Source organism: Ralstonia sp. PBBBR1, assembly GCF_002256165.1.
GTDB classification, from domain to species: Bacteria; Pseudomonadota; Gammaproteobacteria; order Burkholderiales; family Burkholderiaceae; genus Ralstonia; species Ralstonia thomasii.
This window is the reverse complement of record NZ_NKIL01000010.1, coordinates 69,120-94,238: the sequence shown is the minus strand read 5'-3', so window position 1 is coordinate 94,238 and position 25,119 is coordinate 69,120. Positions and strand designations below refer to the sequence as shown.

The window sequence follows — 25,119 nt, the reverse complement described above, 5'->3', positions numbered from 1 at the left end:
CAGCCTGCCGAATCCACCCCACCCCACAATTGCCGCGACATCGCCCCCAGTGAAGCCCGTCCTGCTCACGCATTTCACCGCCACGAGCTGCCTCGGACGTGGCCTTGACGCCACGCTCGACGCGTTGCGCGGGCAACGGGGCGGCCTCGCGCCGTGCACCTTCCCGCGCGCCGATCTCGACACGTGGATCGGCGAAGTGCCTGGCGCCGATGCCGCGCCCGTGCGCGCAGACCTGGCCGATTTCGATTGCCGCAACAACAGGCTCGCCCAGATCGGCCTCACACAGGACGGTTTTGCCGAAAGCGTTGAAGCCGCCAAGGCACGCCACGGCGCCGGACGCGTCGGCGTATTCATCGGCACCAGCACGTCGGGCATTCTCGAAACCGAACGCGCCTACCAGCAGCGCGATCCGCAAACGGGCGCGCTGCCGGCCAGCTTTCACTACGCGCAGACGCACAATATCTATTCTCCAGCCGCATTTGTGCGCGCGTACTTCGGGTTGAGCGGGCCGGCCATGGCGATCTCGTCGGCGTGCTCGTCGGGGGCCAAGGTGTTTGCCTCGGCGCGGCGCATGCTGGCTGCGGGCCTGATCGATGCGGCGGTGGTTGGTGGTGTCGATTCGCTGTGCCTGACGGCGCTGTACGGGTTCAACTCGCTGGAGCTGCTGTCGCGGCAACCGTGCCGGCCGTACGACGTGGCGCGTGACGGCATCTCCATCGGCGAGGCCGCCGGCTTTGCGCTGCTGGAGCGTGCCCCCGAGGCAAACGACGCGCTGGACGACGATGCCATCCTGCTGCTCGGCATTGGCGAATCGAGCGATGCGCATCACATGTCGTCGCCGCACCCCGAAGGGCTGGGGGCACGCGCTGCCATGGCGCAAGCGCTCGCTACCAGCGGCCTGAGCACGGCGGACATCGACTACATCAACCTGCACGGCACCGGCACACCCAGCAATGACGCAGCGGAGTCCCGCGCCATCCAGGCGCTGTTCCACGGCACGGCGTGCAGTTCGACCAAGGGCGCGACCGGCCACACGCTGGGCGCGGCCGGAGCTTTGGAAGCCGTGATCACAGCACTGGCGCTGCGCCATCAATTTCTGCCTGCCGGCATCAACACCACGCAGCCGGACCCGGCGCTCATCGCCAACTATCTGACGGAGAGCGGCCACGCCCGCGTTCGCACGGCACTCAGCAACGCCTTCGGATTTGGCGGCACGAATTGCAGCCTGGTCTTCGGCCGCGCAGATCACCTGGGCCTGTCGTCATGACCCGACTCAGCGCCTTCATCGAGAGCGCCGGCATCCTCGGGCCCGGTCTGCCGGATTGGCCGCATACGGCCGACGTGCTTGCCGGCCGTGCGCGCTACGCACACGCACCGACAGAGTTGCCGCCGCCAGCCGGCCTGCCGTCGGTCGAACGCCGCCGCACGGGGCCGGTGGTCAAGCTCGCCCTGGCAGTCGGCCACGAGGCTGTCGCAGCCAGCGGACGCGATGCCGCTACGCTGGCCACGGTCTTCAGTTCGTCCGGCGGCGACGGCCATAACTGCAACGCCATCTGTGAAACCCTGGCGGGGGACGACCGCAAGCTCTCACCTACGCGTTTTCACAACTCCGTGCACAACGCGCCAGCCGGCTACTGGAGCATCGCCACGCACGCGATGGCACCGTCCAACGTGCTGTGCGCGTACGACGGCAGCTTTGCCGCCGGCCTGCTGGACGGCCTCTGCCAGGTCGCGATTGACGCCTCGCCCGCGCTGGTGATCGCGTATGACGGCGACTACCCGGAACCGCTGAACGCGGTGCGCCCCGTGCCCGATCCGTTTGCAGTGGCGCTGGTGCTCGCGCCCGAAGCCGGCCCGCGCACGCTCGCGCGCATTGACGTTGCGCTGACCGACGCGCCGCTCACGGCGTTGGCACAACCCGGGCTCGAAACGCTGTGGCACGGCAACGCCGCAGCCCGCGCGCTGCCGCTGCTGGAAGCGTTGGCCGCACGGCGCGCAGGCCGCGTGGTGCTCGAGTACCTGCACGAGACCCGCGTACAGGTCGACATCACCTTCGGCACGCCATGACGTCAAACGCGCAGCCAACCCCGCCGCTCGACCGCAACTGGATCGCAGCGCGTATCCCACACAGCGGCACGATGTGCCTGCTCGACACCGTCGTCGCCTGGGACGACGCGCACATCCGTTGCAACGCCACGAGTCATCGTGACACTGCCAACCCGTTGCGCTCCCACGGTCAATTGGCGGCTGTCTGCGGCATCGAATACGCCGCTCAGGCGATGGCCGTGCACGGCGCTCTGTGCGATGCTGCGCAAGCACGCCCGCGCGCCGGCTTTCTCGCCAGTGTGCGCAGCATTGAGGCCCACGTACCGCGCCTCGACACAATCGAGACGCCGCTCGACGTCGAAGCCGAACGCATCGGCGGCGATGGCATCAACGTGCTGTACCGCTTTACCGTGCGCAGTGGCGCACGCATCCTGTTGACCGGTCGCGCCGCCGTGGTGCTCGACGCGTCCGTTGCATGAACCTGTTTTGTGAGGATTCCCGCCGTGAATGGTCGTCTGCTGTTGATCCCCGCGTTGCTGGTGGCGCTGCTCAGCCCCCTGGCCCATGCCGACTTGTCCGAGACCAAGGAGAACATCAAGCAGGACACGAAGGAAGCCGCCCGTAAGACCGGCCATGCGGCAAAGGAAGCCGGGCACGCCACAGCCAACGCCGCACGAGCAGTCGGGCATGGCGTGAAAAACGCGGCGCATGCGACCAAATGCGGGGTGAAGCATGTCTTCAAGAAACCTTGCGAGAGTGACTAGAGCGGCAGCAGGTCTGCGCGCTGCAGGCAACAAAAACCCGGCGTCCTTGGCGGACTGCCGGGTTTTTGTTATATGGCGAGACGGATTCAAAAAGGTTAGCGGAACCACCCACTGTGGAATCTCCAATAACCCATTGATTTAATAACAAACTACGAACAACTCCGCAGACTCTGCCAAACACAAGGTGATCAAATCTCGTTGTCTGTACGCACCAGTCCACGTCCACTCGCGCAGCGGTGAACTGGCGCCTTCGTCCGTCACTTTTGATGTTGGGGTTAGTTGCATCTTTTCAGCCTTTGCGGTGGGGGGGCAGAAGAGCGGGCGAAGTAGCTCCTTCGTGCAAAAGGTATCCACAGGTACATACAGGCATGTTGCTAAACCGAGCCGGACTGACCACTACTGCTCGTCATCCAGCGCCAACCCCAGCCGCAACGAAATCTCCCGCGCGTTGGAGGGCCAAAGCAGCGTTCAGCGTTTCAAGCGTGGTCTCGGTCATGGGTACCGGCCGATTTCCGACTCGCGCCTCCTTGAGGAGTTGCTGAATCACACGCTCTGACTTTTCGTACTCGCCTTCACCGAAATGATGGAAGCGAATGCGCCCCTGGGAATCAATAAAATAATTGGCCGGCCAGTAGTTATTGTTGAAGGCTTTCCATATCTCAAATCGGTTATCGATCGCTATGGGGAAGGTCGCGCCAAGTTCGCTTGCGGCACGCTTCACGTTCTCGATGTTCTTCTCGTACGCAAACTCGGGGGCATGAACACTCACGACAACAAGTCCCTGGTCCTTGTATTTCCGGTCCCATTCGCGCACATAGGGCAGGACGTTGCGGCAATTGATACAACCGAAGGTCCAGAAATTCACCAGCACCACCTTGCCGCGCAACGCCTCAACCGTGAGCGGAGGTGAGTTCAACCAGTCAACGGCGCCAGTCAACGGTGGAAAAAGCCCCTCAACTGGCAAATTCAGGGGTTGTCGATTCTGCTGCGCCTGTACAAGGATGAGACGACCTCCGGGTGCATTCCTTTTTGCCTGCTGTTGCCCGTCAGCGATAGGCATTTTCCCGGTCTGCCTTGGAGCGAAATGTTGGAGCAGCATTTTTTCAACCGACGCTTCGACGCTGCCCGATGAAACTTGAGCAAGCCACCCTGTGTCTACGCCGGTCATGACTACGACCGCGCCAGAAAGCACTGTTATCCCTAGACCTTTTCGAAACCACTCGCCAATGCCGAGGGAGCGTTTCATGGCGGCAAAAATCCTGTGGCCGGTCAGGAGAACCAGTGCAAGAGAACTCACGGCGCCAGCGCCGTACGCTAACAGCAACAGAGAGGTTTTGACGTTTGGCCCTTGAAGAACAGCGCCAGTAAGAATTAATCCAAGTATCGGACCGGCACATGGCGCCCATAGAAGCCCCGTCGCGACCCCCCGAATAAAGGAGGGGAACACACAGTTCCCGGCCATTGCAGTATGTGCATTGCCGGCATTGGACAGATCCAAGCCAACAGAGACCAGGGGGCGTGTGAGACGTTCAGCTAGGCGAGGAAAGACCATCGCAGCTCCCATGAGCCCTAGCAACGCGGTTGCAGCGATTCGGCCGTACTCGTTGGCTTCTACTGCCCAACTGCCTGCCGCAGCGCCAAGTGTTCCGACCGCTGCAAAAGTGGAGGCCATCCCCACCAGCATAGGAAGCCCACTTTTGACGAATGGCTGGTCGACCCTTGCGAACACAAAGGGGATGACCGGCAGGATGCATGGAGCAAGCACGGTCAGCGCCCCTCCAAGGAACGAAATGATGAAGAGAGTCATGGTGCGACTTTCCTTATCTCGAATTGGAGGGGCGTCAAAGGAGTCTTACTGCGACATCGCGTCCTTCTTCATCGCGTCCTTCTTCATCGCGTCCTTCTTCATCGAGTCTTTCTTCATCGCATCTTTCGACATCGCATCCTTCGACATCGCATCTTTCGACATCGCATCTTTCGACATCGCATCCTTCGACATCGCATCTTTCGACATCGCGTCCTTCTACATCGCGTCCTTCGACATCGCGTCCTTCGACATCGCATCCTTGCCCATGGCGTCCGCAGCGAAAACGGCCGAGGCACCGCCGAAGGTCAGGCTGACAGCGAGCAAAGTGGTAGCGAACTTGTTCATGTGATTCTCCTAAGTAAGTGATGATGCTTGCGTTGCCTATAGATATGGCGCGGTCCTTGTGAACACGGCCTCTCGCTTTCATTGGCAGCCAAGCCACAGTCCGGGGAGCGGACGTGGGGCTCAACTCCCGCCGAACCAGTTGTAGCCCTGGTCTTCCCAGTAGCCACCGGGATAGGTATTGGTCACAAAAATGGCCTGAATATGCTTCGGATTCTTGTAGCCCAGCTTGGTGGGCATTCGCAGCTTCATCGGGAAGCCATACTTCGGAGGTAACGGCGCGCCGTCATAGGTTATGGCCATGAGTGTCTGAGGATGTAGCGCGGTCGCCATGTCGATGCTGGTGTGGTAGTCGTCAGCGCACTTGAAACCGACGTATTTGGCGCTCAAGTCGGCGCCAACTCGGCGTAGAAAGTCACCAAAGCGCACGCCTCCCCACTTACCGATCGCACTCCAGCCCTCCACGCAGATATGGCGTGTCACTTGGTCGTACTGTTGCATCGCACGCAGGTCGGCTAGATTCCATTGACGTCGGTCGGAGACAAGACCGGTAACCTCAAGCCGCCATGCCTGCTCATCAACCTGGCGCACCTCATCCTCGCCGTAGTAGGCATTGAACGGAAAGGGGCGCGTGATCATCGAGTCAGGGTACGTGGGGGCCAGTTGGTTCGGGTCAAAGATCAGGCCCTGAACCTTGTCGTTGAAGCGTGAGATACGCGAGAGAGCCGCCTCGACCTGCTCGTTGTCAGAGATGCTGCAGCCGGTCAGCAGCGACAGGCCGCCCAGCGTGAGCGAGCGCTGCAGGAAAGCACGACGCGCGGGCAGGTTGACGTGACGGGCAATCTGCCGGCGTGCCTCGATGAGCACAGCGTCACCATCAATGCCGTCGAATCTGGGAGCTTTGAATATCTTCATGGGAGGAATCAGGCGTCGTGCGACGACCGGTCCTGGATCGGGGAGGGGGTGCCAGCCGCGCGGCCGCCTAACATCGTCAGCAGGGTGCGTGGCACCAGAGCTACCATCACAAGGTGCACCACCACGAACGCCACAGCGCCGGCCATCGCGCAGAAGTGGATGCGGCGAGCTACCTCGTAGCCACCAAGTAGCTCTCGCAGGGTCGCGAACTGCACCGACTTCCACAGTACCAAGCCCGAAAGCACCAACAGCACGATGTCCAATATCACCAACAGATAGGCGAGCCGCTGCACGTTGTTGTAGTGGCGCGGGTCGGCATGCGAGAGCCTTCCCTTGAGCGCTGCGACCATGTCACACCGCACACCCGCCGGCGTGACTGGGAAAAATTTGCGGGCCAGTCGGCCGCTGGCGACATTCATGACTAGGTAGACCAAGCCGTTGACCACCAGCAACCACATCGCTGCGAAGTGCCACTGAAGCGCGCCTCCCAGCCATCCGCCCAAAGTAGCGGAGGCTGGGATAGTGAATGGAAAGAACGGTGCAGCGTTGTAGATGCGCCAACCACTCAGCACCAACACCATCACTGCCAAGGCATTGAACCAGTGCGTACAGCGCATCCACAACGGATGCACCGGACTGGTGTCGATGCTGGTGGGCATAGAGAGGTGGGCGTCGCGTTTCATGGAACGTATTCTTGGGCGCTTCCCCTGACCGATTCATCACGCAAAGTTCAATTAATTGTGATAACTGCGCCGGTCAGATCGCGGGACAATCAGTCCTAAAGAACGCTTTAGACATCCCTTTCCCCACGCCCCATGGACTCTGCCAAACGCGTCCTGCTCGTTGAAGATGACGCACACATCGCGGAATTGCTGCGCATGCACCTCCGGGACGAGGGTTATGCGGTGGTGCACGCGGCTGACGGCCATGCGGGCCAGCGGGAAATGGAACGGGGCAACTGGGATGCGCTGGTGCTCGACCTGATGCTGCCTGGCATCGACGGCCTGGAGATTTGCCGCCGCGCGCGGGTCCAGGCCCGCTACACGCCAATCATCATCATCAGTGCCCGGTCGACCGAGGTGCACCGCATCTTGGGGCTGGAGCTCGGCGCAGACGACTACCTTGCCAAGCCCTTCTCGGTGTTGGAGCTGGTGGCGCGCGTGAAGGCACTGATTCGACGTACCGACGCGCTGGCGCGTAACGCGCGCATGGAGTCGGGTAGCCTCACACTAGGCAATCTTGAGATCGAACCACTAGCGCGCGAGGTGCGCGTCGACGGCAAACCGATCGAACTCACGCCGCGCGAGTTCGACCTACTTCATTTCTTCGCACGTCATCCGGGCAAAGTGTTTTCGAGGCTCGACCTGCTCAATCAAGTCTGGGGCTACCAGCACGACGGCTACGAGCATACGGTTAACACTCACATCAACCGGCTGCGAGCCAAGGTCGAGGTCGACCCGGCGCAGCCGCGGCGCATACTCACCGTCTGGGGGCGCGGCTACAAGCTCTCTATCGGGGCAGACGGCAAGGAGGACGCAGCATGAGTGGACGAGGGGAGGCAGTGCTATCTCGACGGCTCTCGCTGGTATTCGCTGTGCTGTTGCTGGTGTGCTGCGGCACTTCGGCTTGGCTGCAATTGCGCTCGAACGGACGTCACGAGCAGGAGGTGATCCAACGCTTGTCGAGCGGGTTGGCCGCACACATCGCGGAGAATGCCGAACTGATGCGACCGGAAGGACTAAACCCTGTCGCGGTGAAGGATCTGTTCGACAAACTGATGGCGGTGAATCCTAGCGTAGAGGTCTACCTGCTCTCGCCTGACGGCCACATTGCGGCGCAAGCGGCGCCCCCCGGCCACCTCAAGCGCGACCGCGTCGACCTCGCGCCGGTGCGCAGACTGCTCGCTGGTGCGACGATGCCGGTCCTCGGTGACGATCCACGCAACTTGCAAACGCCCAAAGTTTTTAGCGCCGCGCCGATGCGCGTTGATGGCCGAGACGCAGGTTACGTCTACGTGGTGCTGCAGGGCGAGGACCACGACGCCGTTGCCGCGCACGTGGCGGCTGACAACGTTTTGCGGACAACGCTGTGGTCCATGGGGCTGGTGGCTCTTCTCGGGCTTGTAGCGGGCACGGTGGCGTTCTGGCTCATCACGCGGCCTCTGCGCGAGCTGACGGCTGTAGTCCGACGCTTCGAATCCGAAGGAATCGGATCGCTCGAAAGCCAAACGGCGGCGCTGGAGCGCATTGCGCGCGGTGGCGGAGAAATAGCGACACTGAGCCAGGCCTTCGTGCAGATGACGCGGCGCATTGCTGAGCAGTGGCGAGAGCTGACGCTGCAGGACCAGCAGCGCCGCGAACTCGTCGCCAATATCTCGCATGACCTGCGCACGCCCCTGACTTCACTACACGGCTACCTGGAAACGCTCCGACTGAAGGCCGGTATCCTCGACGACGAAGAGCGCCGCCGCTACCTCGACATTGCGCTCGGTCAGAGCCGCAAGGTTGGCCGGCTCGCACAGGAGCTATTTGAGCTAGCACGGCTTGAGTACGGCGTGGTTAAGCCAGAAAAGGAAAATTTCGCGTTGGCCGACCTGGTACAAGACGTGTTTCAGAAGTTCGAGTTGGCAGCAGGGGCGCGTCAGCAACAACTCAAGCCAGACATTGCGCCCGGTCTGCCCATCGTGTCAGCCGACTTGGGCATGATCGAGCGCGTGCTAACAAACCTGCTCGACAACGCCATCCACCATACGCCAGTAGGCGGCGCGATCGAGGTGCAGTTGCGTCCAACGAATACTGGGGTCGCGGTCCAGGTTAGCGACACCGGGCCGGGTATCCCAGGTGAACTTCAGAAGGGACTCTTCGTGCGTCCAGTGTTCATGAGCGGTGCCCGCAGCGATGGCTCACGCAGCGGTGGGCTCGGGCTGATGATCGTGCAGCGAATCCTGCAGCTGCATGGCAGCGAAATCCGGCTGGTGCCGCAGCCCGGAAAGGGTGCGGTGTTTCGCTTCCAGTTGGCGGGTGCCGCAAGTGGGTGATGTTGACCGCTATTGCGTGAGCCTGACCAAGGCTTGCGCGTTGTTCCACATGTCATGCTCGCTATACGCGTATCGGTCGGTTGCTCGCGACTCGTCGGCACTGCTTGCGTGCATCAAAGAGATTGCGGGAACGCGCGTCCATTACGGCTATCGCCGTGTGCACGTGATGCTGCAGCGGGAAGGCTGGAAAGACAACTCCGCTTCGTCCTATGGGGTTGAGCGCGCTCGATGAAAAACGCCTAAATGTGCCCGGTCCCGGGTGATCACTTGGGAGCACTCGACAGGCGCAGCGAGTTGGCATCGCTGCGAAATATCAAGGGGTGCTCGCCCGTCACGGCGCTTTGCTGCGTGTGCCGGGCATGCAGCACGATCTCTTGCACCCGGCTGTGATGGGGCGACTTATCGCACACAGGATCAGCCTGTGCCGCATCGCCTGTGAGCGCAAGTGCCTGGCAGCGACAGCCACCGAAATCCTTATGCTTTTCCGGGCAGGAGCGACAGGGCTCCTGCATCCAGGCATCACCACGGAAGTGGTTGAACGCCTCGCTTTGATTCCAGATTTCAGCAAGCGGCATATCTGCGACATTAGGAAAGCGCAAGCCAGGAATGGTCTGCGCCGCATGGCATGGCAAGGCGGTACCATCTGGCGTAACAGCCAGGAACACCGCTCCCCAGCCGCTCATGCAAGCCTTGGGGCGGGACTCGAAGTAGTCCGGCACCACGAACAGGATGCGCAGCCGGTTGCCGAGCTTCCCACGGTATGCATTCACCACCGCCTCGGCACGCTGCAATTGCTCCCGCGTGGGCATCAGCTGCGCCCGGTTGATCAGCCCCCACCCGTAGTACTGAGTATTGGCAAGTTCGAGATACTCGACGCCCATTGCTACCGCCATCTCGATGATGCGCTCGACATGATCGAGGTTATGGCGGTGCAGTACTACGTTCAGCACCATCGGATAGTCGTATTGCTTGATCAACAAAGCAATGCGTGATTTCAGATCGAACGTGCGCGTGTTCGACAGAAAGTCGTTCATCTCGCGCGTGGAGTCCTGGAAAGAAAGCTGAATGTGGTCGAGTCCAGCTGCCTTGAGACGGGCCAGCCGGGCCTCGGTCAATCCGATACCCGAGGTGATCAGGTTGGTGTAGAAGCCCAGTTGCCGCCCTTCGGCGACGAGTTCCTCAAGGTCGTCACGCAGCAGTGGCTCCCCCCCCGAAAAGCCCAACTGAGCCGCGCCCAACTGGCGCGCCTGGCGCAGTACGTCGATCCATTGTGCGGTGCTGAGCTCGTCGCGCCGGCGTGCGAAGTCAACCGGGTTGTAGCAAAACACGCAGTGAAGCGGGCAACGATGCGTCAACTCCGCAAGCAGCCAAAGCGGGGGCGACACAGCCGCGCCGTCAACAGGCAAGGTTTGCACGTCGGTCATTGGATCCACCCTTGGTCTGCGGCTGCTTGCAGGAAATCTTCCACGTCCTGCTGGAGTCCCGTCGAGCCGAACGCCTGCTCGAGCTCATTCACGAGCGTGGACAGGTCGCGCGAGCCATCACAGCGTTTGAGGATTTCCGCTGCGCTCTGGTTGAGCTTGACCATGCCTTCCGGATAAAGCAGTACGTGGGCTTGCTGGGCTGGCTCCCATTGCAGGCGAAACATTTTGGCAACGCGGGGTTTCTTGGGGATCGTCATTGTGGCGTGCTCAGCGAGTGGGATACGCGCGCTCAATCGCGTCAAGCATCGACCAGAGGACATCAAGTTTGAATTGCAGGATGTCGAGGGCGCGCTCTTGCTGCGCACGTGTCGTGAAGTGTGCCAGTGTCACCTTCAGGCCATGTTCGACATCGCGCTGTGCGAGCGTGATCCGGCTGCGGAAGTAGTGCAGACCACCGGCTTCGATCCACGGATAATGTTGCGGCCAGTTGGCTAGCCGGTCGCGGTGAATCTTTGGCGCAAACATTTCGGTCAGCGATGAGCACACCGCCTCTTGCCACGGCACGCTCCGTGCAAAATTCACGTAAGCGTCGACGGCAAAGCGTACACCCGGCACTACACGCTTGAGCGACCAGAGGTCTTGCTCAGGTATGCCTGCAGCCTCACCCAGCCGCACCCAGGCCTCGATACCGCCAGGGCTATCAGCATTCCCATCATGATCGAGAATTCTCTGCACCCAAAGCCGGCGGGTTTCGCGATCCGGGCAATTGGCGATGATGGCGCCATCCTTGCGAGGGATGTTGACCTGGTAATAAAAACGGTTGGCGATCCAGCCCCGAACCTGGTCGGGCGTCAGTTCACCATTGTTCATGCGCACGTTGAACGGATGATGGATGTGGTAGCCAGCGCCCTTTGCGCGCAACTGCACCTCGAACTCCTCAGGCGGCCATGCAGCGTCGGGGCTTGCGTTGGTTCGGCTCAAAGTTCGATCTCCATCCCGTCGTATGCGACCTCGACGCCGTATCGAGTCAGCTCTGCGCGTTCGGCGGAATCATCGTCGAGAATCGGGTTGCTGTTATTGATGTGGATGACGATCTTGCGGCGCGCATCCAGCGTGTTCAGAAATGCAAGCATGCCGGCGTCGCCGGAGAGCGGCAGGTGGCCCATTTCGTGGGCCAGCTTGCTCGACAAGCCCGAGCGCACCATTTCATCCTCGGTCCAGAAGGTTCCGTCCACCAGCACGCAGTCCGCACCAGCCATGGCAGTTGCAATGTGCGGCTCGATGACACCAAGGCCAGGAGCGTAGAAAGTCTTGCGCCCGGTATGCGTGTCCTCCAGCAAAATGCCGATGTTGTCGCCCGGATCGGGCTCGAGCCGGCGCGGCGAGTAAGGGGGCGCCTTACTGCTGAGTGGAAACGGCGTGATGCGCAGATGATGGATACCCGCCACCTCAAAAGGTCGTTGCAGTCCTGCCTCGGTGTCGAGCGTGATCGGCTGCCAATCCGTACCGCAATAGTGCGCCAGCACCCGCGTCAGGGGCAAACGTTCGGTCAGGTCCTCCCAGACCGAAGCTGTGCAATGCACACGCAGCCGCCCGCCTTCTCGCAGCATCATCAGGCCGGTGACATGGTCGACCTGCGCATCCATGAGCAGCACTGCGGCGATGCCTGTGTCGCGCGTCGCCCGCCCGGGCTGCAGCGCTGGCGTGGCACGAATCTGGGTCAGAATGTCAGGCGACGCATTGATCAGAAGCCAGTCCAAACCGTTGGTCGAGATGGCAATGGACGATTGCGTGCGCGCCAGCGCACGGACCGTACCCGCGCGATAACCCGCGCAATTGCGGCAGTTGCAATTCCACTGCGGGAAACCGCCTCCGGCCGAGGCGCCAAGCACGATGATTCTCATGAGCGTCATGACGAAACCGGGCAAAGCGCCGCGCGCAATGCCCGATTGAGAAACCTGGCCAGCGGACGCCGCGCCGAAGCTTGGCGCCCGCCGGCAAGACTACGGTGCTTTCACGCTGATCGCGATTGCACTGAAGTATGCAGAGACCGCCTGAATGTCCTGGTCGGACAATCCCTTGGCCATCATTGACATCACTTCGTGCGCCCGCGCGCCGGAGCGAAAGTCCTGCAGTGCTTTGACAAGATACTGCTCGTTCTGGCCAGCGAGATTAGGTGCGTCGGGTGCCTTCGACAAACCATCCGCGCCGTGACAGGCGAAGCATTGTGTGGCCTTGGCAGGCGCACCGCTGCCCGCCGCAATCGCCGGGGCTGCTGCCAGCATCAGCGCTGCGCAAAGACCGAGCAGCCCCTTACTCCGCCGCATACGACACCCTGTAGATTGCACCGGCGTAGTCGTCGGAGATCAGCAGTGAGCCGTCGGGCAGCGTCGCCACGTCTACCGGTCGCCCAAGGTACTCGTTATTCGACGTCAACCACCCTTCAGCGAAGACTTCGGTCTTGCCAGCGGTTCCGTCGGCCTTGACCGGCGTGTACATGATGCGCGCGCCGACCGGCGTTGTGCGGTTCCACGAGCCGTGTTGAGCGCTGAACACGCCGCCTTGATACTTGGCCGGGAACATCTTGCCCTTATAGAACGTCATGCCCAGGTCCGCAGCGTGTGCCGCCATTTCAACCTGCGGGAAAACCACACCGGACGGCGGCGTTTCGCTCTTGTATTCGACGGTGCGGATATGCCCACCGCCGTACCAGGGGAAACCGAAGTTCTCACCAGCCTTCGTGGCGCGGTTGAGCTCGCCCGGCGGAATATCGTCACCCATTCCGTCGACCTGGTTGTCGGTGAACCACAAGGTCTTGTCCTTGGGGTTGAAGTCCATCCCCACCGAATTGCGCACGCCACGGGCGAATACCTCGCGGTGCTTGCCGTCGCGGTCCATCCGGATAATGCCCATCATCCCGACCTTGTCATACAGGGCAACCTTTTCCTTGGGGGGCACATTGAACGGGTTACCCAGTGTGATGTAGAGCTTGTCGTCCGGGCCGATCCGACAGGTCCGGGCGGTGTGGTTGAAGCTCTCTTCTTCAACCGGGATCAGCTCCCCCTGGGGCACGACAGGTGCCGTGGCAACATCAGGACTCTCATAGAAAAAATCGGCTGCCGGGAATGCCAGTACGCGATTCTGTTCGGCGACATAAAGCACACCGTCCGGCGAAAAGCACAAGCCATTCGGAATCTTGAAACTGACAGACGGTGCGAACACCTTCACCTCATCGGCGACACGGCTCTTGGTGCGGTCGGAGACGGCCCACACGCGAGTCTTGCGCGTACCGACGAAAACCACGCCCGTATTGGGGCCAACTGCCATGTGACGCGCGTCCGGCACGATCGCATACAGATCGATCTTGAAGCCAGGCGGCAGCTTGACCTGCTTGAGATTGGCCTTGAGCGCCGCTGCGCGTGCCCCGCCCTGCGGCACCGTCTCGATGTTCAACGATGCCCCTGTGCTCTTGAACCCCTCCAGTTTCTGCATGTTGTCCTGGGCCTGTGCGGCAACGCTGCAGGATACTGCCGCGCAAAGCAACGCGAGTCTGGCTGCAAGCTTGCTTGTCATGTTTGTCTCCTCATGGATTTTTGGAAAAAGACATCCCCACACAGTCCGCCGAGCGGCTGCGCTTGTACTTCAGCGGTAATTGGGAAGGTCTAGAAGAAAAGCGGCGCCCGTTCGCAGCCTGCGTCCGATCTGACACAAAGGTCGTATCGCGCAGTTGCGAACATGACGCCCAACGCTCGTGTAGTCGACCCGCAATCAGCGGTTGGCGATGTACATCGTGATTTCAAAGCCAAAACGCAGATCGGTCGCTTCGGGTTTTTGCCATGCCATGGTTGTCTCCTATTTCGATTTTTGAATTGTGACGTTCATGCGGCTTTTGTGATGCCTCACGACAGCCGCGCCACTAATCGCAAACACCATGCCATCACCTAGATCCGACCGCATCACCGTCCATGGCGCGAACGCTCACGTCCCGCAGCGCCTGTGCTGATGCCTGTTGGCCGCGAGCAACGACATCTCGTACTGCGTAGCAGCGCCACTGCAATGGGATGTTCAGCGCTGATCCGTAACGGAACAGGCTGATTCGTTTCGATCCAGTTGTTCTGCAACGAAACAGCGATATACGGGTGCGAGATTTCGTGCGCAGGGTTTGGCACGCCCGTTTGCCGCCCTGTAATATACGAAGCAAACGCCCTACAAGAAGGGTGCGACCCGCCCATCCAAGCGGGAGCAACCCGATCATCAGTGCGCGCGATCAGACGCACAATAGGAGACATAGATGCCTGGCGCCCCCAGCGACCCTGCTCCGACCAATGATGCGCGCGTGAGCCAGGTCTCAAGCGCCTGGAACCTGCTCGATACCCCCCTTAGCGGTACATCGTGGCAACGGCAGCATGCCGCCGTCATCGAACAGTCTCATCGACGCTCCACCACCTACGGCCTTCAAGTCACGGACAACCCCGACTTCAGCGCGCTGAGCAAGGCGGCGCTGTCGCTCGCAATCGAGCAGAACCGTACGCTGTATGCGTACGCTTTGCCCGTCATGGAAACCCTTTACGAGCAGATCAGTCATCACCACAACATCGTGCTGCTCACTGATGCCCAAGGCGTGATCCTCCACGCGCAGGGCGACAAGGACTTCCTGGAGAAGGCCGACCGCGTGGCCTTGTCGCTGGGGGTGACGTGGTCCGAGCGCCTGCGCGGTACCAATGGCATCGGTACGGCACTTGTAGAAGGGGCGCCCGTCCAGGTCAGCGCCAATGAGCATTATCTTGGCGTCAACCATGTCCTCAACTGCTCTGCGGTCCCTCTTTTTGACGCATCCGGAAAGGTCACGGGTGTGCTCAACGTCAGCGGAGATCCGGGAAATTTTCCGGCACACACCATGGCGCTGGTCCGGATGTCAGCGCTACAGATTGAAAATCAGCTGTTCGCTGCGGCCAATCCCGACTGCATCACGCTGCACTTGCACAGCCGACCCGAATTGATCGGCACGCTCATGGAGGGGATGCTGTCTTTTGGGCTGGATGGGCGATATCGCGCGGTCAATCGAAGCGCCCTGTTCCAACTCGGGCTGACCCCGTCGGCGTTGGCCGGGCACACGCTGGAATCGCTCCTTGGGCTCAGCGTGCCCGCGCTGTTTGATCACTATCGTTCGGCAACGCCAGATCCGCTGCGAGTGCATGCTGCCAATGGTGTCAGCCTGTATGCCAAGGTCTCGATCCGTCAACGCACCGATTGCGGATCGCTGCTACGACCGCTGTCTGCAGACAAGGTGGGACAGGAGGCCGAGTCGCGTGCCGGCACTGCGAGCCCGGTCCGGGCTCGGGCCACCTCAGGTCTGGGCCAGTTGGACACCGGAGACCCGGAAATCGCAAGAGTGATCAGCAAGCTCAAAAAATTCAACGGCCGCGATATCCCGACCCTCATCATCGGCGAGACCGGCACCGGCAAAGAGCTCCTGGCCCAGGCTATCCACGAGGATTCACCCCGCTGCGCAGGCCCGTTTGTTGCCGTCAACTGTGCGTCGATTCCGGAGACCTTGATCGAATCAGAGCTCTTCGGGTACGAGGAGGGCGCGTTCACCGGAGCCCGCCGGCGCGGCAGCCTTGGCAAGATCCTGCAGGCAAATGGCGGAACGCTGTTCCTCGACGAGATCGGCGATATGCCGCTGACGCTGCAGGCGCGATTGCTGCGTGTGCTGCAAGAGCGCATCGTCACCCCCCTGGGCAGCGCCAAGGCGATTCCAGTCAATGTCGCATTGGTTTGCGCAACCCATCGCAATCTGCGTGACATGATCGCCCGGGGTACGTTCCGCGACGATCTGTACTACCGATTGAACGGACTATTGGTCAAGCTCCCGCCCTTGCGCCAGCGGCGTGACTTCGAGGCGGTGCTCAATCGCCTCCTGGTTGGTGAGCACGGTGGTCAGCGCTTCCGGGTTGCCCCCGAAGTCCTGCGCCTGTTGAAGACATACGACTGGCCGGGGAACATACGCCAACTGGTCAATCTCGTGCGTTCGGCAATGGTCATGGCCGAGGGCGATGAGATCCAGTTGGATGATCTGCCAGACGATTTCCTGGAAGATGTACGTCATCGGGAGCAACCGGCACAGGAGCCACCGGCACACGACATGCTGCCGGTATCGGCAGACCAGGCGACGTTGGATCTACTGGAGTCCTCGCTCATCCGGCAGGTGCTCAAATCGAACGGCGGCAACGTGTCAGCCGCCGCACGCGCACTGGGTGTTTCGCGCAATCGCATCTACCGAAAGCTTCAGTCGCTTGGCGCCGCAGCGACAAGCGATCTGCAGTCGCCGCAACGTGACTCGCGTCCCCTATAGCGACGAGATGCTCCGCTCTTGCGGTCAGCGCAGACGGACTGCTGAACGCGTTACCCGACACCGTCATATCGCCACAGAACCGCCTGCTCAAGGGCGCGGGCAGAACCCTAAGAGGCGTAACGACCCGATGCGCCACGCTCAGCGCGCGCCTGCCGCTGTCAATCAAACCGTCTAACGCCATATTTTAGTCACGCGCTCCGAGGCCGACCGACACAGCGCGTGATCATTGAAAGTTGTTTTTCGATTCGCGACGCGCGGCAAAGACCTGCGCGTTGTCATTGCTGGCAGGGTCTTCAGAATGAGCGACTGCCGCACGCTCGGTTCGCGCGAGCGTAGGACCGGGCTGATCTGCCGCTCGAGCCCAATGCGGCGCGGCAGCGTCGGCAACCCGATTCCTCCGACACCAGCAACAGCAAATGGGTTTGCCAATGCATTTACAGCCATTCCTCAGCAAGATCTACCCACCCGACGATAACCGTCATGCGCGTATGTGGGCCAAATATCTTTCGTGAGCGTGAGCAGTGCTGCCGGGCGACCAGCAACTGAGATGGTCCTGCTCCAGTGATTGCCTGGCTACTGCTATACAAAGCTGCGCGACTTCAACCAGTCATGCACTGCATCGAATGGCATCGGATGGCCGATGTAGTATCCCTGCCCAAAATCGCAGCCGGCGGCGCGAAGAATCCGCATGTCTGCTTCCGACTCAATACCTTCCGCCGTCACCGACAGGCCCAGACTGTGCGCCAGCGAAATGATCGAGTGCACGATCGCCTTTGATGGCTGGCTCCCAGAGAGACCACTCACGAAGGAGCGATCAATCTTCAGGTCATCCACCGGCAGCTTCTGCAGGTAGGCGAGAGAGGAATACCCCGTACCAAAATCGTCGACCGCGATCCGAACACCAAGGCCATGAAGTTCATTCAGGGCTCTCAGCGTACGGTCGGGGTCTGCCATGACTGCACTTTCCGTGACTTCGATCTTGAGACAGTTCACCGGAAATCGATTCTGCTCGACCAGATACTGAACGCTCGAAGTGAATTTCTGGTTGATCAAATTGCGCATCGAGACGTTCACTGCAACGAACGCGTTGGGCCATGATTCGATGATGGTTTTGAAACGCGATACGGCAGAGGCGATGACCCACTCTGTGAGCGGGTGAATCAGATCGCTGACTTCAACCATCGGCATGAACTCGCCCGGACCCACGATCCCGAGCCGTGGATGGTTCCACCGAATGAGCGCCTCGAAACCGAAGTGAGGTAGCCCCTGGAGGGGAATTGTGGGTTGGAAATGCAAGATGAACTCGTCCTCCTGCAGCGCCCTGCGCAATTCACTCAGCAGGAAGGGGCGTGGAGTTCCGGCATCGACCCTATCGGTGAAGGTGAACCCGTGTCCCTCCCTCTTTGCTACATACATTGCGGCATCAGCACTGCGAAGGAGGGTATCCACGTCAAGACCCGCTCCCGGATATCGCGCGGCCCCTACGCTTCCGTTGATTGCGAGGTCGAGCCCAGCGATGCTGAACGGTCGACGAATCGACTCCATCACCGCCTCGATGCGCGTAGCGATTGGCGGACCATAGCTCTCGTCCACGACGAAAGCGAACTCGTCTCCACCCAGACGGCCAACGTCAGCGTGGGGACCCAACTGATCAGTAAGCCGTTCAGCCACGCCCCGAAGAAGTTGATCGCCCGTGGCATGCCCGAGTGAGTCGTTGATCTCCTTGAATCCATCAAGATCCAGGATGGCGACGACGGGATGGCGCTCGCTGGCGTCTGCCTGCTGCAGTCGGGTTTCGAGAGCCGTGACGAAACTTGGGCGATTCAGAAGCCCGGTCAAGTCATCGAACGTCGCGCGGCGGCGCAACTCGTCCTGCTGCCTGCGGCGCTCGCTCGTCTCGATGAAGGTAACGATCGAGCCGGCCACCTGACCGTCCCGCACAATGGGATAGGCCCAATACTCGACCGGCAGTGACGTGCCGTCGCTTCTCCAGAACACCTCATTGTCCACATGAACGTGCGCCCCTGACGCAATGCTGTTCTGAATCTGGCATGCGGCCAGTTCATACGGGGAGCCGTCTTCGTGCGTGTGGTGTATCAGCGCGTGCATTGGCTTACCCGCGAGCTCCTGAGCGGAGTAGCCAAGCAGCCGTTCGCAGGCAGCATTCGCGAAGGTACAACACCCGTTCTGGTCCAATCCGCAGATCGCTTCCACAGTCGAACCCATGAGCAGTGAAAAGAACTCCTTCTGCTCACGAATGGTGTGCGTCAGCGCGCTCCGGTAGGTGACATCGGAAATGAGCGCAAGTGTCGCGTTCCGTCCCTGAAAGCGAAGCGGAAAGTATGCAAGTTCCACTTCAAGTGTATCCCCGCGAGCATCACGATGCAGCTTGACGCCGCTCGTCACGGTCGGCCGCTCACCGCCGCTTTCCGTCGATGGTTCGCTCTTCTGGGAGTGCTGCTCCGGTGCGTCCAGATCGTTCACCCGCATCGCCAGGAAAGTCTCACGGGAGAATCCGTAGTGTTTGATCGCACTATCGTTGACTGCCAAAAACTTTCCGCTCGCGCTTTCCGACACCCACATCGGATACGGATTCGTCTCGAAAAGTGAGCGGTATTCAGCCTCGGACTGGGCAAGCGCCTCACCAGTCTGGTATCGGTCGATCGCGACTGCAGCGACTTCCGCCGCCATTCGACTGACAGGAAGTTCGTCCGGCCGTGGCGCTCTTTGCTCATTGAAATAGAGCGCAAACGAACCAAAGACTCGATCTCCGGTAGAAATGACCGGATACGACCAACACGCGCGCAGGCCATGTGACGTTGCAAGCGTCCGAAAATCCACCCACAGAGGGTCGCTTTCGATGTCCTCCGAAACAATGACTCTGCGCTCCGCAATGGCCGTGCCGCAAGAGCCCGCGCCGCTGACTGCCCGAATACCAATGAGGCTGTCGCAATAGGACTTGGGAAGCTTGGGGGCGATGCAGCTTGTGACGCAACGATCTTCGTCGACGAGCAGCAGCGATGCCTGCGCGCCGGGCACCTGCTCTTCGGCGAATTCGCATATGGAGCGCAGAATGCCTTCAAGCGGTTCGGTTTGCGCGATCCGCCGCAAGAGATCCACTTGATGAGTCTGCCTCTGGATCGAGGACATCCACTCGCGCTCCCGCTGCTCCAACTCCTTCGCCATCTCATCGAGTTGCACGGCTATCAGCTGGAACTCGCTACCCGAAACCTCATGGGCGACTCGCGTGTGAAAATCGCGCCCTCGCATGCGCGCTGCGGCGTTGGCGATACGGCGAATGTTCTTGCCGATCAGCGCATTTGTGCCTGTCCACCCGGCACTGACGGCTATCGCTATCAAGGCGAGCGCGGCAAGCGCCCTCAACCTTAGATCGCGATATAAGCCGGAGAACACAGCCGACCCACGCGACGTGTAGAGCACCGTGATTGCCGATGGATCGTCGCGGGGTCCGGCTGACATGGACCCAATCAGCCGAAACGGCTCTGTCGCGTCTGTTGAGATGCGAACATCGCGGGCCCGTGCCATGAACGCTTCGCGCAACCCGGAGCGCTGGAGAGACTGTCCAACCCGCCCGATCAGGGGGTCTGAGGCCAGCAGAACCACTCCGTTTCGATCGAGGATCGTAATGCGGGCCTCGCTATCGACCGAGTTCGGGCTCTCACGCTCAAGGGATGTCAGCCTTAATGAGGCGAACACGACGGCGAAAGGTTTGCCGCCCCCATCGCGCATTGCCGTGGCGACAGAGATGGCAGGTAGGCCAGTGAGCCGCCCCGTCTGATAATCACCAACAGCTAAACCAGGTCGCTTCAAAGCAAGCCGAAAATAGGTTCGATCGGCAAAATTGAATAACGTCCTCGCCGATACAGGGACCCCGCTACAAAGCAGATTTCCGTTCAAATCGACTACGCCGATATTGGAATAGCGGTCTGCACGCTGGGTGACAAGCCTATGAAGATACTCGTTGCAAAGCGCCCAGTTTCTGCTCTGTATGGATGGCGTTGCCGAAATTGCGTCAAGAGCCTCTCCCGCGCCGAGAATTTCCGCCTGCGCGTACTCTGCAGCGAGCGTGAGATATTGATTGGCCTCTACCTGCGCAGCAACGCGAACCAGCTCAGATTGCTTATATAAATAGTACCCAGAACCTATCAGCAGCGGGAACGCCGCCGCGCATATGACGAGGAATATCCGCGCATGAAGACTTTGTAATCTTGCGTATTTGACCACACTTATCCTCGCCCACCGTCAATAATAGCTTTATTTGCAAAAACTATTTTTAATGATTCATTCAGGACGATCAATATTTTTTCATACGCCATATCATCAGCGACCGAACCCGCCAAGTTGCAACCGCATTCGCGTATATTCATCTAACTTCATCAGGATGTCGAGGGACATCCTATGCTTCACCCGCCCCCTCACCATCACGGCAATCCGCAGCGATTTGCCTAGCGAGTAAGCATACTTGTCATTCACTCAAGCAACGTCGCTACTGGAGCGTCACCGACTCCGGTTGGCCCGATCGAACCCCGAACACAGTTTGTACCCCATCTCCAACGAGTGCATCAATAAGGCCGCTGCAATCAAGGCCGAGCGTAGATAAGCGAATACTGCCAGCCCAGATGGACGGCGTACGACTTCGAGCAAGGGTGGCAATTGCTTGCCAGTTGGAAGAATTACATGTCCTTGGGCAAGGCAGACATGGTCACCATTCTTCACGCCTAAGAAGCTAAACGTAGCATCCCTGTATGCCGCGCCCCACGGCGCGATTAACCCCATGAATTCCTGAATCTCTCGCTGGTCGTAAGACGATATTTCCGGCATAGCTTGCTGGCGTGTATGGGGTTTCTTCAATGTTGCCCTAGACGCGGGACCGTGGCAGTTGGCGAGTTCATCGTCACCGACGAAAAGGCGACGTCGGCGCGGGCCTAGCGCTGGTCTGGTATCTCTTTGAGCTCTACCCGCCGCAATCAGAATTCGTCGTGGAAGGTGCCGTTGGCACCAGCCGTAGACCTGAGTTTTGAGAGCGTCTTTTTGGCGGCAAGAAGGACTACGTAGGTTTCCACAGTTGCTCCAGCCGACAATGTTCGCAGCGTCTCACGAAAAACCGGAGCCACGACATCGGGCGGCAATCCAAGTCTGTCGGAGATGTCGAGTACGTAAGCGTAGTGCTCCTCTCGAAGCTCTGAGTCGGTCACTTGTGCAGTGGCGTCAGCCAAGGTTCAGATGTTCCTGATTGTGAACGATTTCCTTGGCCATGCCGATGGGCTCATCGAGTTGTGCGGACTGGCTGCTCCTGACCGGAAGAGCGGACAACCGCTACCTGACTCACCTACAGCGACATTCTTTCGACCCCTTGCCGCGCACCCCTCTCATCAGTTCCTCAGGGACAACCTGCCACTCAGCTACCCCCTTAAGTCCTTGGACTTACGGCGTGACTCAAAGAGCAAGGCTGGGAGGCCAAACGTTTTATCTTACCGGCGCGCCTCCGCGCAGGCCGCGCGCTTGGCGGAGATAGCTGAAGGCCTCACTAGCTAGCCACGCTATTTGCCGAAGCAAAATATTGATTCATGGAAGTTAACTATATTGCTTCACAAATGAATCAGATTATTTCCCGCATAAATTAAATCGCATATATAAGAATTGTTAAATATAGTGCGCAAGGCGAGAGAGAATGATTATGTTTTGTGCTCTCGCAGCATGTTTTATGCTCGGGCAGTTATTGATGGGAGGCCGGTATGCCAAAGCGTTTGCACGTGCGCCCATTCACGGTTTTATTGATGGGGCTAGCATTATTAGGCGGCAGCGCATCGGCGCAGGTGGTTGCGCCGACGAGCGCCAACACGAAGTCGGCCGTGCCCGCCCAAGACTCTCCTGCAAACCCCTCTATTGAGGACGCGCCTCTCACGGCCCTGCCTACCCACGTCAAAAGTGGTGCTCCCCCAGTCCATGGAGGCTTCGAGGTCGAGCGCTATAGAGAGGTCACGCAACCACGGGAAAATGTGTGGATGCGATGTGCGTCGGTTACACAGACCAAGGAGTCCGGAGCGAGCACTTTGAATGCGTGCCTTGACGTTTCATAGGTCGCAGAAGGGACCTTGAACCTGATTTTAGGGCCCAGCCTACCCGTTCCGGTTCTTGGCACGTGTCCGGGGCGGATGCGTGCATATGACGGTTTGATGTCAGCTCTAGAATTTAGTACGTTTAACAACTGAACTAAAAAAACTTAAAAACACTCTCGACACGCACCTCCGCACCCACATACATTCTCGACCGGACGGCGACGCACCTCTCTCCCGCCACCCGTCCTTCGGGCGCAGCGACATCGCCGCGTCTCCCTTTTTTTTCGGGAGAGGATGGATGTTGGCGGCGACAACGAGGTGAAGCGTCGGGCATCCCGTCGTGGTGCCGCAATCAAGCCAAGTGCCGGTAGCAGCGTTGCGATGCGGAGGGGGCAGGCGCATTGCCCATCCCGGCCCACCCATTGTCTCTCCCCTCTGCTCAGTAGGCGTGCAGCGCCTTTCTGGCGCCTGGTTGTCGATGGTCGCATCGACGTCGTACAGAGGCGGCCAGCGGTTGCCTGTCGTCATCTATGTCTTTGTCGAGCTACCAAATGACCGTGTCTGTTGCCGAGTGCATGGAAAAGCAACTCCTGCGCGTGGTCTTTCAGCCCATCGGAACGCTATCGTCCGGCGAGGTCTTGGGCTACGAGGCGCTCACCCGTGGCCCGGCAGGCTCGCGTCTGGAATCACCCCAAGCGCTCTTCGAGCAGGCCCAACGCGAGCACTGTATGGTTGCTCTGGAGCGTTTCATGGCCAGGCTGAGCGTCAGTACTTTCACCAAGGCGCAGCTACCAGGAAAGCTCTTCCTGAATTTGAGCGCTGCTGCCATCCGAGAAATTGCTTGCGACAAAGATAACGTCTGGGCTTTCTTGGGAGCGATGCAGTTCCCCCATGAGCGAATCGTCATTGAGCTGACGGAGCAGGCGTGCCCGAATCCGCTGTCGTCCCTGCAAGATGCGCTACGCTTGATACGTCAGGCAGGTGCCCAGTTGGCGTTGGACGATTACGGCACAGGCAACGCAAATCTGAGCCTGTGGATTGGCTTGCGGCCTGACTATGTCAAAGTTGACCGCTCGATCGCCGATTGCGTTTCCAAGTCGCCCTTCCGCCAAGAGGTGCTGCGCAGTCTGCACAGCATTGCCAAGGCCGGGCACGCGCAGTTGATTGCGGAGGGGCTTGAAAATCGCGAAGACCTGGCGGTTTGCCGCAATCTGGGCATCAACCATGTACAAGGCTTCCTTCTAGGAAAGCCGAGCGAGATGCCGGAGTTGACTTGGCCGGTTCAGGATGCATTCCGTACCAACTTCGTGCCCCCTGCCCCGGATGCCAATCAAGATGCGCCACGTGCGTTTTCAGCAAGCCGCCTGCTATTGAACGCGCCCAGCGTTTCACCGAACACCCGAAATGATGACGTTCTGAGTCTCTTTGCACGGCATCCAAACTTGCATGCGCTTGCCGTTGTGGAGAATGGACGCCCCGTCGGTCTGATTAGCCGGCACGCATTTGTCGACGCCTATGCCTTCCCATATCGCCGGGAACTGCACGGCAGAAAGACCTGTATGGAATTTGCGAATCAGACGCCGGTCGTCGTCGAGCAAGGAGCGACGATGGAGCAGTTGATGAGCCTGTTGAAGTTGGGCGACCAGCGATATCTGTCCGAAGGGCTGGTCATCGTCAACCAAGGCCAGTACGTCGGATTGGCAACCGGAGAGGACCTGGTTCGCGCAGTGACTGAAGCACGCATCGAAGCGGCGAGATACGCAAATCCACTGACCTTCTTGCCAGGCAATATTCCAATCGACATCCACATGAATCGGCTCCTGGAAAGCGACGTGCCATTCCATGCCTGCTACTGTGACCTTAACAGCTTCAAGCCATTCAACGATGTGTATGGCTATTGGCAAGGTGACAAGATGATAAAGCTCGCCGCCGAAACCCTCGCCGAAGCCTGCGACCGACAAAGTGATTTTCTGGGCCACATAGGTGGGGATGACTTCTTTATCCTCTTCCAGAGCCCCGACTGGGAAGCGCGCATTCGCACGGCGATGGCACAGTTTGATGCATCAGCAGTAGGGCTCTACACACCGGCTGACATCAAAGCCGGCGGCATTCAGAGTGAGGACCGTCACGGCAATCTTCGCTTCTACAACTTTGTGACCATCGCGGCAGGCGTTGTACCGGTTCAGGCGGGCGCCGCCATAGACACGAGTGTCATTGCAACTCAGGCGGCAGCTGCCAAGAGGCAGGCAAAACGTGCGGGAGAAAAATTCTTCGTGTGCCGCGAGCCCTTTGCCGTTGTTGCTTGCTGTTGAGGCAATCGGAGGTTTGGGTCGAATGATGCGCTCGCTT

General features: G+C 59.9%; 20 protein-coding genes and 2 pseudogenes. 9 read left to right on the top strand and 13 right to left on the bottom strand.

Annotation, left to right across the window (positions count from 1 at the left end):
- Positions 1–49: 49 nt before the first annotated feature.
- Genes CFE42_RS18640 through CFE42_RS18625 form a run of 4 tightly spaced genes read left to right on the top strand, consistent with a single transcriptional unit; the run spans position 50 to position 2,810 of the window.
- A complete protein-coding gene (locus CFE42_RS18640) occupies positions 50–1,267 on the top strand; it encodes a beta-ketoacyl-[acyl-carrier-protein] synthase family protein (protein ID WP_004633331.1) in 1,218 nt (405 codons plus the stop codon).
- Entirely contained in the window at positions 1,264–2,067 is an 804-nt protein-coding gene (locus tag CFE42_RS18635) for a beta-ketoacyl synthase chain length factor (protein WP_004633333.1), read from the top strand. Before CFE42_RS18640 ends, CFE42_RS18635 begins: the two co-directional genes overlap by 4 nt.
- Positions 2,064–2,525, top strand: a complete 462-nt coding sequence (locus CFE42_RS18630; protein WP_004633334.1) for a hotdog family protein — start codon at positions 2,064–2,066, stop codon at positions 2,523–2,525. Before CFE42_RS18635 ends, CFE42_RS18630 begins: the two co-directional genes overlap by 4 nt.
- Positions 2,526–2,549: 24 nt before the next feature.
- Positions 2,550–2,810: a hypothetical protein gene (locus CFE42_RS18625; RefSeq protein WP_004633335.1), complete on the top strand. Its 261-nt coding sequence runs from the start codon at positions 2,550–2,552 to the stop codon at positions 2,808–2,810.
- 406 nt (positions 2,811–3,216) lie between these two features.
- Here the strand turns inward: CFE42_RS18625 and CFE42_RS18620 are convergent, their stop codons facing one another.
- The 4 genes and pseudogenes from CFE42_RS18620 to CFE42_RS18605 all read right to left on the bottom strand — a co-directional run bounded on the left by CFE42_RS18620 (position 3,217) and on the right by CFE42_RS18605 (position 6,557).
- Positions 3,217–4,617 carry a cytochrome c biogenesis protein DipZ gene (locus CFE42_RS18620; protein ID WP_004633337.1) on the bottom strand — a complete coding sequence of 467 codons (1,401 nt, stop codon included), beginning with the start codon at positions 4,615–4,617 and terminating at the stop codon, positions 3,217–3,219.
- A gap of 45 nt (positions 4,618–4,662) precedes the next feature.
- Positions 4,663–4,962 (bottom strand): annotated as a pseudogene (locus CFE42_RS18615) (pentapeptide MXKDX repeat protein).
- 120 nt (positions 4,963–5,082) lie between these two features.
- Positions 5,083–5,874: a molybdopterin-dependent oxidoreductase gene (locus tag CFE42_RS18610; protein ID WP_004633340.1), complete on the bottom strand. Its 792-nt coding sequence runs from the start codon at positions 5,872–5,874 to the stop codon at positions 5,083–5,085.
- An 8-nt stretch (positions 5,875–5,882) separates the two neighbouring features.
- Positions 5,883–6,557, bottom strand: coding sequence for a cytochrome b/b6 domain-containing protein (locus tag CFE42_RS18605; RefSeq protein ID WP_004633342.1), 675 nt, complete (start codon positions 6,555–6,557; stop codon positions 5,883–5,885).
- A 132-nt stretch (positions 6,558–6,689) separates the two neighbouring features.
- Here CFE42_RS18605 and CFE42_RS18600 point away from each other — a divergent pair, with 132 nt between their 5' ends.
- From CFE42_RS18600 to CFE42_RS18590, 3 genes and pseudogenes are all read left to right on the top strand, one after another.
- A complete protein-coding gene (locus CFE42_RS18600; protein ID WP_004633344.1) occupies positions 6,690–7,418 on the top strand; it encodes a response regulator transcription factor in 729 nt (242 codons plus the stop codon).
- On the top strand, positions 7,415–8,911 hold the full coding sequence (locus CFE42_RS18595; protein ID WP_004633346.1) for a HAMP domain-containing sensor histidine kinase: 1,497 nt from the start codon (positions 7,415–7,417) through the stop codon (positions 8,909–8,911). The genes CFE42_RS18600 and CFE42_RS18595 overlap by 4 nt, the downstream gene beginning before the upstream one ends.
- Positions 8,912–8,939: 28 nt before the next feature.
- A pseudogene (locus CFE42_RS18590) lies at positions 8,940–9,107 on the top strand (IS3 family transposase); the annotation flags it as partial.
- 67 nt (positions 9,108–9,174) lie between these two features.
- Here the strand turns inward: CFE42_RS18590 and pqqE are convergent.
- From pqqE to pqqA, 7 genes are all read right to left on the bottom strand, one after another.
- Positions 9,175–10,335, bottom strand: coding sequence for a pyrroloquinoline quinone biosynthesis protein PqqE (pqqE, locus tag CFE42_RS18585; protein WP_004633348.1), 1,161 nt, complete (start codon positions 10,333–10,335; stop codon positions 9,175–9,177).
- Entirely contained in the window at positions 10,332–10,592 is a 261-nt protein-coding gene (gene pqqD, locus CFE42_RS18580) for a pyrroloquinoline quinone biosynthesis peptide chaperone PqqD (protein WP_004633350.1), read from the bottom strand. The genes pqqE and pqqD overlap by 4 nt, the downstream gene beginning before the upstream one ends.
- A gap of 10 nt (positions 10,593–10,602) precedes the next feature.
- A complete protein-coding gene (gene pqqC, locus CFE42_RS18575) occupies positions 10,603–11,316 on the bottom strand; it encodes a pyrroloquinoline-quinone synthase PqqC (protein ID WP_037044586.1) in 714 nt (237 codons plus the stop codon).
- Complete coding sequence (pqqB, locus tag CFE42_RS18570) at positions 11,313–12,248, bottom strand: pyrroloquinoline quinone biosynthesis protein PqqB (protein WP_004633352.1); 936 nt, start codon at positions 12,246–12,248, stop codon at positions 11,313–11,315. The genes pqqC and pqqB overlap by 4 nt, the downstream gene beginning before the upstream one ends.
- Positions 12,249–12,338: 90 nt before the next feature.
- Positions 12,339–12,662, bottom strand: a complete 324-nt coding sequence (locus CFE42_RS18565) for a cytochrome c (protein ID WP_004633353.1) — start codon at positions 12,660–12,662, stop codon at positions 12,339–12,341.
- A complete protein-coding gene (locus tag CFE42_RS18560) occupies positions 12,649–13,908 on the bottom strand; it encodes a PQQ-dependent sugar dehydrogenase (RefSeq protein WP_004633354.1) in 1,260 nt (419 codons plus the stop codon). Before CFE42_RS18560 ends, CFE42_RS18565 begins: the two co-directional genes overlap by 14 nt.
- Before the next feature lie 195 nt (positions 13,909–14,103).
- Positions 14,104–14,178 (bottom strand): pyrroloquinoline quinone precursor peptide PqqA, encoded by a 75-nt coding sequence (gene pqqA / locus CFE42_RS18555; protein ID WP_009277167.1) that lies wholly within the window; start codon positions 14,176–14,178, stop codon positions 14,104–14,106.
- A gap of 448 nt (positions 14,179–14,626) precedes the next feature.
- Between pqqA and CFE42_RS18550 the strand changes: the two genes are divergently transcribed.
- Positions 14,627–16,690, top strand: coding sequence for a sigma-54-dependent Fis family transcriptional regulator (locus CFE42_RS18550; protein ID WP_251471303.1), 2,064 nt, complete (start codon positions 14,627–14,629; stop codon positions 16,688–16,690).
- Positions 16,691–17,269: 579 nt separating this feature from the next.
- Here the strand turns inward: CFE42_RS18550 and CFE42_RS18545 are convergent.
- Both CFE42_RS18545 and CFE42_RS18540 read right to left on the bottom strand, forming a co-directional pair.
- Entirely contained in the window at positions 17,270–20,935 is a 3,666-nt protein-coding gene (locus CFE42_RS18545) for an EAL domain-containing protein (RefSeq protein WP_238563822.1), read from the bottom strand.
- A 743-nt stretch (positions 20,936–21,678) separates the two neighbouring features.
- Positions 21,679–21,927 (bottom strand): DUF3562 domain-containing protein, encoded by a 249-nt coding sequence (locus tag CFE42_RS18540; protein WP_037044588.1) that lies wholly within the window; start codon positions 21,925–21,927, stop codon positions 21,679–21,681.
- Between the two features lie 1,394 nt (positions 21,928–23,321).
- Here CFE42_RS18540 and CFE42_RS18535 point away from each other — a divergent pair.
- Entirely contained in the window at positions 23,322–25,082 is a 1,761-nt protein-coding gene (locus CFE42_RS18535) for an EAL domain-containing protein (RefSeq protein ID WP_004633360.1), read from the top strand.
- Positions 25,083–25,119 lie beyond the last annotated feature (37 nt).

Coding starts and splice junctions, on each gene's coding strand:
- CFE42_RS18635 (WP_004633333.1), top strand. CDS start 1,264: ATGACCCGACTCAGCGCCTTCATCGAGAGCGCCGGCATCCTCGGGCCC.
- CFE42_RS18630 (WP_004633334.1), top strand. CDS start 2,064: ATGACGTCAAACGCGCAGCCAACCCCGCCGCTCGACCGCAACTGGATC.
- CFE42_RS18620 (WP_004633337.1), bottom strand. CDS start 4,617: ATGACTCTCTTCATCATTTCGTTCCTTGGAGGGGCGCTGACCGTGCTT.
- CFE42_RS18610 (WP_004633340.1), bottom strand. CDS start 5,874: ATGAAGATATTCAAAGCTCCCAGATTCGACGGCATTGATGGTGACGCT.
- CFE42_RS18605 (WP_004633342.1), bottom strand. CDS start 6,557: ATGAAACGCGACGCCCACCTCTCTATGCCCACCAGCATCGACACCAGT.
- CFE42_RS18600 (WP_004633344.1), top strand. CDS start 6,690: ATGGACTCTGCCAAACGCGTCCTGCTCGTTGAAGATGACGCACACATC.
- CFE42_RS18595 (WP_004633346.1), top strand. CDS start 7,415: ATGAGTGGACGAGGGGAGGCAGTGCTATCTCGACGGCTCTCGCTGGTA.
- pqqE (WP_004633348.1), bottom strand. CDS start 10,335: ATGACCGACGTGCAAACCTTGCCTGTTGACGGCGCGGCTGTGTCGCCC.
- pqqD (WP_004633350.1), bottom strand. CDS start 10,592: ATGACGATCCCCAAGAAACCCCGCGTTGCCAAAATGTTTCGCCTGCAA.
- pqqB (WP_004633352.1), bottom strand. CDS start 12,248: ATGACGCTCATGAGAATCATCGTGCTTGGCGCCTCGGCCGGAGGCGGT.
- CFE42_RS18565 (WP_004633353.1), bottom strand. CDS start 12,662: ATGCGGCGGAGTAAGGGGCTGCTCGGTCTTTGCGCAGCGCTGATGCTG.
- CFE42_RS18560 (WP_004633354.1), bottom strand. CDS start 13,908: ATGACAAGCAAGCTTGCAGCCAGACTCGCGTTGCTTTGCGCGGCAGTA.
- CFE42_RS18550 (WP_251471303.1), top strand. CDS start 14,627: ATGCCTGGCGCCCCCAGCGACCCTGCTCCGACCAATGATGCGCGCGTG.
- CFE42_RS18535 (WP_004633360.1), top strand. CDS start 23,322: ATGACCGTGTCTGTTGCCGAGTGCATGGAAAAGCAACTCCTGCGCGTG.